The 7,599-nt window shown below is 56.2% G+C and carries 7 protein-coding genes and 3 pseudogenes; 4 read left to right on the top strand and 6 right to left on the bottom strand.

Annotated elements, in window-relative coordinates; translation table 11 throughout:
• Positions 1-108 precede the first annotated feature (108 nt).
• The gene (locus OZ10_RS18415; RefSeq protein ID WP_039566448.1) at positions 109-324 is read right to left on the bottom strand and encodes a hypothetical protein; all 216 of its coding nucleotides are present in this window, start codon (positions 322-324) and stop codon (positions 109-111) included.
• Positions 325-796: 472 nt separating this feature from the next.
• Positions 797-994: a hypothetical protein gene (locus OZ10_RS22940; RefSeq protein ID WP_236727001.1), complete on the bottom strand. Its 198-nt coding sequence runs from the start codon at positions 992-994 to the stop codon at positions 797-799.
• Between OZ10_RS22940 and OZ10_RS21700 the strand changes: the two are divergent.
• Positions 905-1,090 (top strand): annotated as a pseudogene (locus OZ10_RS21700) (Com family DNA-binding transcriptional regulator); the annotation flags it as partial. The gene OZ10_RS22940 and the pseudogene OZ10_RS21700 overlap by 90 nt on opposite strands.
• Positions 1,008-1,729: pseudogene (locus tag OZ10_RS18425) on the top strand (DNA-methyltransferase). The pseudogenes OZ10_RS21700 and OZ10_RS18425, both read left to right, overlap by 83 nt.
• Before the next feature lie 58 nt (positions 1,730-1,787).
• Here the strand turns inward: OZ10_RS18425 and OZ10_RS21705 are convergent.
• The 3 genes from OZ10_RS21705 to OZ10_RS18435 all read right to left on the bottom strand — a co-directional run bounded on the left by OZ10_RS21705 (position 1,788) and on the right by OZ10_RS18435 (position 5,294).
• Positions 1,788-2,630 (bottom strand): DUF4435 domain-containing protein, encoded by an 843-nt coding sequence (locus OZ10_RS21705; RefSeq protein WP_081419661.1) that lies wholly within the window; start codon positions 2,628-2,630, stop codon positions 1,788-1,790.
• A 4-nt stretch (positions 2,631-2,634) separates the two neighbouring features.
• Positions 2,635-4,059: an AAA family ATPase gene (locus OZ10_RS21710; protein ID WP_081419662.1), complete on the bottom strand. Its 1,425-nt coding sequence runs from the start codon at positions 4,057-4,059 to the stop codon at positions 2,635-2,637.
• A gap of 332 nt (positions 4,060-4,391) precedes the next feature.
• Positions 4,392-5,294 carry a trypsin-like serine protease gene (locus OZ10_RS18435; protein ID WP_039566440.1) on the bottom strand — a complete coding sequence of 301 codons (903 nt, stop codon included), beginning with the start codon at positions 5,292-5,294 and terminating at the stop codon, positions 4,392-4,394.
• Positions 5,295-5,559: 265 nt separating this feature from the next.
• Between OZ10_RS18435 and OZ10_RS22730 the strand changes: the two genes are divergently transcribed.
• Entirely contained in the window at positions 5,560-5,724 is a 165-nt protein-coding gene (locus OZ10_RS22730) for a hypothetical protein (RefSeq protein WP_202903043.1), read from the top strand.
• Between the two features lie 62 nt (positions 5,725-5,786).
• Positions 5,787-6,239 (top strand): annotated as a pseudogene (locus OZ10_RS18440) (beta-barrel domain-containing protein); the annotation flags it as partial.
• Between the two features lie 1,223 nt (positions 6,240-7,462).
• On the opposite strand, the gene OZ10_RS21725 reads toward OZ10_RS18440, so the two are convergent.
• Positions 7,463-7,599, bottom strand: a 137-nt coding sequence (locus OZ10_RS21725; RefSeq protein WP_139051363.1) for an integrase core domain-containing protein, incomplete at its 5' end; no start/stop codon positions are given.

Genomic DNA, 7,599 nt, shown 5'->3' on the forward strand with positions numbered 1-7,599 from the left:
GCGGCAGACCAGGCTGCGCGTGGGAATGCAACATCGCTAGCACATAGCCCTGCATCATTTCGAAGCTGAGGGTGACGCCGGTGCAGACGCGGAACTGTTTGCTAGTGCTCATCGCCGCACCTGCGCGCACAAGGGATCAACTGCAGCGATCGCTGCTTTATTGTCGGCAAACGGGAGGGCGTGGATGGCCTTGCCTGTGCTTACGAGGCGTGCCATCTGGTTCAGCCACGCATGACTGCATTCGAGGGTGTTGGCGATTAGACCCAAATGCTGGGGCATCTGGCGCGCCGCAGACGCGGGCGCTACTTGGGTGTTGTAAGACATGCTGGACTCCTTTTGTGTTTTGGAATCCGCCACGCCGAGACCAATCGGGGTGGCGGACAGTGCGCGGTTGGTCTGCCGGCCAAAAGGAACCGGTGGGCCTTGCGGCCCCCGCGCACCGCCCGCCATAAAGCTGGCCGGCATGCGCCCGCGACGATGCGGGCGAAAAAAAGCGCCATGCATCGATCGATGGGCGCTGGTGCGCCTTTTGATTCGGGAGACCAATCCCGGTCGCCGAATGTGCGGCGACGTTGGAATACTCGCTCCGCTGCTAGGAGCGTGTCAACGGGAAAATCCGCAACGCTATAGCAATAGTCTCGAGGCAACATACTTCATAGCTGTGGCGGTGCCGAAACGATTGGTGAGTGCCGCGATCCTTAAGGCAGTGTTGGCCGACATAAGCGTATGCCGGCGCGAATTTCGCCGTCGTTCCGTGTAGCAATGTCTCAAGTCCAGCAGTGCCAGCCTGGCCGAATTACGCCACGAGCAGCGGCGTAATCTCGTCCCACCGCAAGACCACGCAATGCTCAAGAACCTCCGTTGTGGCGAATGCGCCTGCCTGCTGTGCAAGGCCGGCGCATTCGACGAAATCCAGATTAAGTGCCCGCGCTGCGGCACGCTCAATCACCTGAGGGCCGAGAGCCTCACCTCCGATCGCCGTGAGCGAATCCAAGAAGGCTCTCACCATGAAAAACCAGCTCCTGCAGGGCGACGCCCTGACTATCGTGCCCACGCTCGAAGCCAATTCGTTCGACGAGCTGATCAGTGATCCACCTCATGCTAACGGTGGTTTGCATGCGGCCGCAGGGGCAAAGCCGCCATTGCAGAAGTACGTCCAGGGCGGTGGCGCGCAACTGCACGCCGACTCTGTGGGCGACGAACGCGACCAGCGCTCACACCTGAAGTGGATGCACCTGTGGCTGTCCGAGTGCGTGAGCGTGCTCAAGGAAGGCGCGCCGGTGCTGCTGTTCACCGATTGACGGCAGCTGCCGCTGACCACCGACGCGCTGCAGATCGCCGGCTTTACCTGGTGCGACATCACTGTCTGGGACAAGACCGAAGGCGTGCGGCCGCAAATGGGCCGCTTCCGCAACCAGTCCGGATACATCGTGTGGGGCAGCAAGGGCAACATGCCGCGTGATCGTCGTGCGCCGGTGCTGCTTGGTGTAATTCGCGAGTCAGTGCGCAAGGCTGATAAGCATCATCTGACCGGAAAACCCACCGAATTGATGCGGCAGCTGGTGCGGATCTGCGAGGCGGAGGTTGGGTGTTTGATCCCTTTGTGGGTTCAGGCGCCACATTAGTAGCTGCTGAGCGAGAGGGCTACAGCTGGGTTGGATGCGAGATGGTCAACCGCTATGCAGAAACCACGAACGAGCGTTTGATAAAATTTTATTTACAGATTTAACAGGAGGGCGGTCACTTTGTGCCCGCCCTTTTGTAACGGAATATACTATTTCTTTGAGTTAGGCTGCTTTCCAAACGCGCTGATTTGACTGCGCCTCCCAATCGGCAACACGCTGAAAGAGATTGGTTGCAATAAATTCGCTGTGTTGCATGCTTTGTCGTAGTAATGCTTCTAAATACCTTCGTGGAGGAGCGCTATTGCCTAGAACCTTTGCAAAGCCTCCGATTAAAATGTCAACCAAGTCGTGGCCGCGTGCGAAGTGCCATTCTGTGGGCGCATTAAGAGCTTGAGCTTCAGCCATAAGCTTTTCGGTCTCGTCCGAAAGGCCGAGCTCAACACAAACTCTTGCGCAAGCTAACTCATCGTATGTCCAGTCTTGATTGCAGAATCGTGCTGGTTTGATTGCATCAAGGCAAATGCTTCCGTTTAAGAATCCTACTGCTCGAACTCGCCCAAAGAATGTCGCACGAGCTAATAAGGCATCCCGGATGGATCCGCGTGTGCGGTTTAGAAAATATGTCACCTTGTCAGTATCTCCAAGCTCAAGAATAACGGAGTCAAGCGCGGAGGATCGGATGAGTATCGATTCGAGATCTCGTGGGTCCGTAAAAACAAGGTTTTCTTCCTGCTCGGGAACTAGCCAGTCGTAATCTTCGTCAGCAATTCCAAGATATCGGAATGGCCTGTCCATAGTATTTAATAGTCTTACAAGGGCTATGCAAGTTGCTTTGCCGCCTGCTTGGACAAAATAAATAGAGGCTTCGACTCTTAATTCAAAAAATCTTTGATCAGTCGGTCCTTCTATAATTAAGAAGGGCCCCTCATGATTCGTTGCTGCCATGACCATTTCAGCCAATAGGTCTGCCGGCGTGCGCGACCAGGCCCTTGGAAGTGCGTCCATAGGCTTAGTTTTCCTGAGAAGAGCTATTGTTGTCAGGCCATCTCTCTATCGGCAAATCCACGTCAGGATCGGCATCGAGTAAAACTAGTAAGTCTGTACGGGAGCCGACTATAAAAGGAGAGTGTGTTGCTATGATACAGTCGAATCCTACTTCGCTTGAAATTCTCATTAGCTCAGGCAAAAACATCCGTTGCCAGGTCACGTGCAGAGATAGTTCGGGCTCGTCAAGTAAAACAAGCGAATTTTTAGGCATGTTAAAGACGAGCTCAAAGGCCAAGACGATTTCATGTTGCTCGCCTGAAGAGAGGTCCTCAAGTGGGAGAATAGTGCCGAGCGCATCCTTTGCTATAAGTCCACTTTCTTTGTTGATATGTATCTTCTTATTTCTAAGCTTGGAATTTATGCTGTTTAAGAAAATTTTTATTCTGTTTGATAGTGGACCTAGCACCGCAATTTTTTCTTTAATGTCGCGTGTGAAGAGCGTGAGCGCAACTAATTTCGAACCTTCAATCTCTGACGCATCGTCAGCGAATGGAATAGTCGCAAGTTTCTCCAATAGCCCGAATTCGGCAAGTGCTTTTTGAGTGTCGTCAAGACCTTTGATCGATTTCTTGAGCGCGTCGACGCTCAGGGGAAGAATTTCCTCGGAAATAAGGCGATGGGGAAACGTCTGATCTAACTTTTGAGCATTGCGCCCATAGTCAGCCAAAGTCTGCTCGATGCGATCGCTGAGCTGCGTTGCATAGTCGGTGATCCTGTCTTTGAGCTGTGCTGCCGCCTCGAAATCAACTTCGTTGGACTCAACTTTGTAAAGGCGGTTGGTTTCAATCATCCGAACATTCACTCGCTGCCTGAATTTTCGAACCTCTGGAGGCTCCACAGCAGAAATGCGCCTTTTGAATATTCCTGGCGTTGCAGGATGATCCGCATAACGCCAGATGACTTGCTCGGCATCCAAAGGAGCGTTCAGGCGGGAATCAAAGAATTCGTCAGGCCCTATTTGCTGCAAGCCGGGTATATGCCTGGCCATAGAAGATGCAAAACGTGCGTATTCTTCCGGAAGTTCGATTCGGTAGGGCGCGCCAAGATCTAATAATTCTCCGATCGGCATAGATACATCAATGGCGAAATGGGTTCTGCCTCCTTTTCTGCTCGAATTTACACGTGAAATAACGACGTGCTCGCCGTTGTTGAGCCAGATGGTAAGCGTCTTAAACGGAGTGTCAGTCAGTAACGAATAGTTGCCCTTAAAAAAGGCTGCTATTGCTTTCAGCAGAACTGTTTTACCTACGCCGTTCGGCCCATGAATGATCGTGATCTTATCCGCCTCGTTGAGGTCGATCATGTGGTCATAGAGACCGAAAAGCCCCGTAATGGCCACCTTGGTCACTCGGCTCATTTGTGCATTCTCATTGGACAGCTCTTCCATGTGTCACGGTTCGAGGTGAGGTTGAGCAAGAGGGTAACGAATCAGCTAGCCCCGTGCGATGGCTACGAGATACGGGCGCGCAATCGTCGCCGCGCCACGCCTGCGCTCTTCATAGAGCCATTCGACGCGCTGCTGAAGGGGGCAGGGGTGCCCGCCGACTTTGGCGACGTGGTAGGTTCTGCTGTTCAGCCGCATAGCAAAGCGCCGCCCGGAGGCGGCGCCTTGCTGACTGATAGCTACTTCAAATTCAACCGGCTGCGAATGACACAGCCTGATGTTCTAGACGCCGACCTGTTGTGCTCACCCGGATGTGAGTCGCGACCGTACCGTCCTCACCCGTCGGTAGGCGCCAGTTCCCAACCAACGTTTTCACCGCCAGCGGAAATCGGATTGTCGTCGCCGGCAGCGGTGGGGAGGTCGGCCGGGGCGAGGGAGTAGCTATACAGCTCGTGCAGCACCTGTTGCATTGGTGTGTAGTAGACGATGGAACGGCCATCGTGCTCGCCGGATGAGATGATCCCGATCAGATGCCGGTCGTAGGTGACAACTGGTCCACCGGAGTCGCCGTTGTCGATGCTATTGAGCTCAGATGCGTGGGCGGCATCAATGTGTTGATAACTCGGTCTCGGAATTCCAGGTACCAAAGACATGCCATGCCACACGCAGCGGACGCCAGTGCGCCAGCCGCTTGTGCAGAACTGCCCGTCGGGCGCGTTCGACCAACCCGTTACAGCAAGACGCGCCTCCCGCCCTGCGCGTGGCATGAAGACCTGATTGTTCGCCCGGGGGGTATAGGACTGGATCGGATTGCAAAAGGCTGCGCTGCTGTGGGAAGAGCAGTACAACACTGCGGCCTGATCCTGCTGGGGCGATACCCGCACAAGCTCAATGTCCGAGGTGGCTGATTGCCATACGACGTTGCCGATGGTAGCCGTACCCACGTGGATGCTCGCGTACATGGGCGCGCAGTGCTTAGCCAGCACTATCCATCGCGTTGCACGTTGGTAAGGCGTCAACCTGTGGAAGATGCTTGTGGGCACCAACACGGCCCCCACGGTGCATGATCCAAAGGGAGTGCTGACCTTCGAACCGGAGATGACCGGAAGCACCGCGCGGTCGGGATTTAGAGGTGCTACGACGCCCGGGGGCTGCGCCGCGGCGATCGAGGATGCGAGGGTGGCAACGATGGCAAACGAGAGAGCTGCCAAATGCCTTGGCAGTGGTGAAGTTTTCATCAGGGATAGGGTTCTTTAAGGGATGTTGTGGGTGGGGGGGGGCGCCCATTCGCGCGTTAATTGAGTGGCGGCGTCCCGTGGTGGATAGGCCCGAAACAGTGAGCGATATCGCCATCCTCGGTTCCGCCGACTCGCAAGACGATGGTCATCCCCTACTGCCACTTTCGTAGTTGTCTTGCGAGGTTGCGATCATCTACGGCACCGCCCACGCCGCATGGCTTGGCTACGAACTGCGGCCTCTCGGAACGAAGGGTCGAGCCGTGCGATGTTTGTCGATAGCGCTGCCGCAGCAAACGAGGGAGCGGACTCAGTAGGTGGCGCGTTGCGTCATAATGCTGCGCAGACCTTTGGTGCGCGCTTGCCACAGATGTCGGTAGATGCGTTTGAGCAGGTGATCAAATACGCGCTGCCACTGTTCATCGGGTTGTAGCTGCTCAGCAATAGGGTCGATGTCGCGGCACAGGTGATCGCGCTTTCGGAATTGAAGGGGCTGCGTTGCGGGCACCGGTAGCTGGCACCGTCCAACAGCTGGCTGTGCATACTGTCGGTGGCGTTGTCACACCAGCCCAGGCACTTCTGGTCGTCGTACCCAGCGAAGACGCTCTGGAGATCGAGGCCACTGTGCTCAACAAGGACATCGGCTTCGTGCGGCCGGGTAAGGATGTGATCGTGAAAGTCGATAGCTTTCCATATAGCCGCTACGGCTACCTGACCGGCAAGGTAGTTAGCGTCTCCCATGACGCCGCGCAGGACGAACAGCTGGGCCTAGTGTTCCCTGCCCGGGTGAAGCTGGAATGGGCCATGCTGAAGATCGATGGTATAAGTGCGCGGTTGAATGCCGGGATGAGCCTTAGTGCAGAGATCAAGACGGGCAAGCGCCGGGTCATCGACTATCTGCTTAGTCCTTTTCAACAGCACACCACTGAAGCCCTGCGCGAGCGCTGACACATGCTGACCCTTTCGCTGATCTATGTGGGCATCGTGCTCGTGTCCGGAATGCTCGGCTGCGGATGCCGGTGGCCGCACATCGCCTGGCAACCGAGTCGATCGACAGCCCGGCGAAGGGCACGCGCTGGACGAATCGATACCTATTCTTCAGCTTCTGGCACCTGTTTGTCTCGCTCTTCTCGCTCGCTTTCATGCTGCCTGTGATGGATCTCCTCATCAACCACGGCGTACCCGGCAGGGCCCTGCCAGGCCTGTATCTGTTGTTGTGCCTGCCGTTGGCCAGCGTCTGCTACTGCGTTGACCTGCGGCTTACACGACGCTGCGATCCCCGAAAGCGGGCAGGGCGGCTGGCGCTTCGCAAGCGCCTGAGAGGGTCTTGATCCTTTCTGGACGTCCAAGTGCTTCACGGGTTTCCACCTGAACTCCAACCGCAAGGAATGCGCACCCATGACCACGTCCAACAAGACCATCTACTTCACTCAGGGCGACCTGGACGCGCCGCCTCCAGGATGAGCGATCCGTCCGCAGCACGAGCATCTGTCCAGATCACTCCCGCAGCGATCAGCCCATAGATGCCACCCTCATGCCGAGCAGTGGCTCCGTGTGCCCACAAGCGTGCCTCAAGGGTGTCGGTTAGAAGATCTGACATGCGGCATAGCCTCTAAATGACTGACGGACATTGCCTTAGCATAGCGCTGGCGCCAGAGCTGCACATCCCGGGGTCTTGACTGTGCTCCAAAGGCGTGGCGCTGTACGACAACATGAAAGTCCTGACAGTAACTGTGGTGGTAACTGTCACTACTTGGATGGTCTAATCCTTGCAAATATAGGGATTCGGGCCGAAGTGTGGTTGAGGGTGGGCCAATAGAAAGCAGGCACTTGGACGCGCGTCCAAGTGCCTTTTTTGTGGCTCGGAAACTACCGGGACACGTCGTGTTCTTCTTCGCTGATTGCGTAGTTGGCGCCTTATGGATAGGCAATTGCGTGTGCGGTAGTCACCGTGTCGCTCCGTTACGGTGCGCTTGCTTGCGCAGCCAGGTGAGGACATCAGCTGCCGGGTCTTCATGCATGCAGACGTGCAGCCGGCCCAGCACCACGCTCTGCGTATCGCCGCCCGGCAAGACGTCATCGAAGCCGGTGGCTTCGCAGGCGATCAGGACCGGCGGCAGACCGGGCTGCGCGTGGGAACGACGTCCCCCCGCCCTGAGTAGCGGCCGCGTTTAGAGTCCGGGGTTAATGATATCGGTGTTTGCCAGATGTTGGGCATAAGCGGACGGCGTCATGCCGCCAATTGCTTTCTTGGGTCGGTCCTCGTTGTATTCGCGTCGCCAGCGTTCGATCTCGGTGCGCGCATGCA

Origin of the sequence: Xanthomonas cannabis pv. cannabis, assembly GCF_000802365.1 — a bacterium.
GTDB lineage: Bacteria > Pseudomonadota > Gammaproteobacteria > Xanthomonadales > Xanthomonadaceae > Xanthomonas > Xanthomonas cannabis.

What these genes read in the sequence shown, in the direction of transcription:
- OZ10_RS18415 (WP_039566448.1), bottom strand. Translation starts at nt 324, where the DNA reads ATGTCTTACAACACCCAAGTAGCGCCCGCGTCTGCGGCGCGCCAGATG.
- OZ10_RS21705 (WP_081419661.1), bottom strand. Translation starts at nt 2,630, where the DNA reads ATGGACGCACTTCCAAGGGCCTGGTCGCGCACGCCGGCAGACCTATTG.
- OZ10_RS21710 (WP_081419662.1), bottom strand. Translation starts at nt 4,059, where the DNA reads ATGGAAGAGCTGTCCAATGAGAATGCACAAATGAGCCGAGTGACCAAG.
- OZ10_RS18435 (WP_039566440.1), bottom strand. Translation starts at nt 5,294, where the DNA reads ATGAAAACTTCACCACTGCCAAGGCATTTGGCAGCTCTCTCGTTTGCC.
- OZ10_RS22730 (WP_202903043.1), top strand. Translation starts at nt 5,560, where the DNA reads ATGTTTGTCGATAGCGCTGCCGCAGCAAACGAGGGAGCGGACTCAGTA.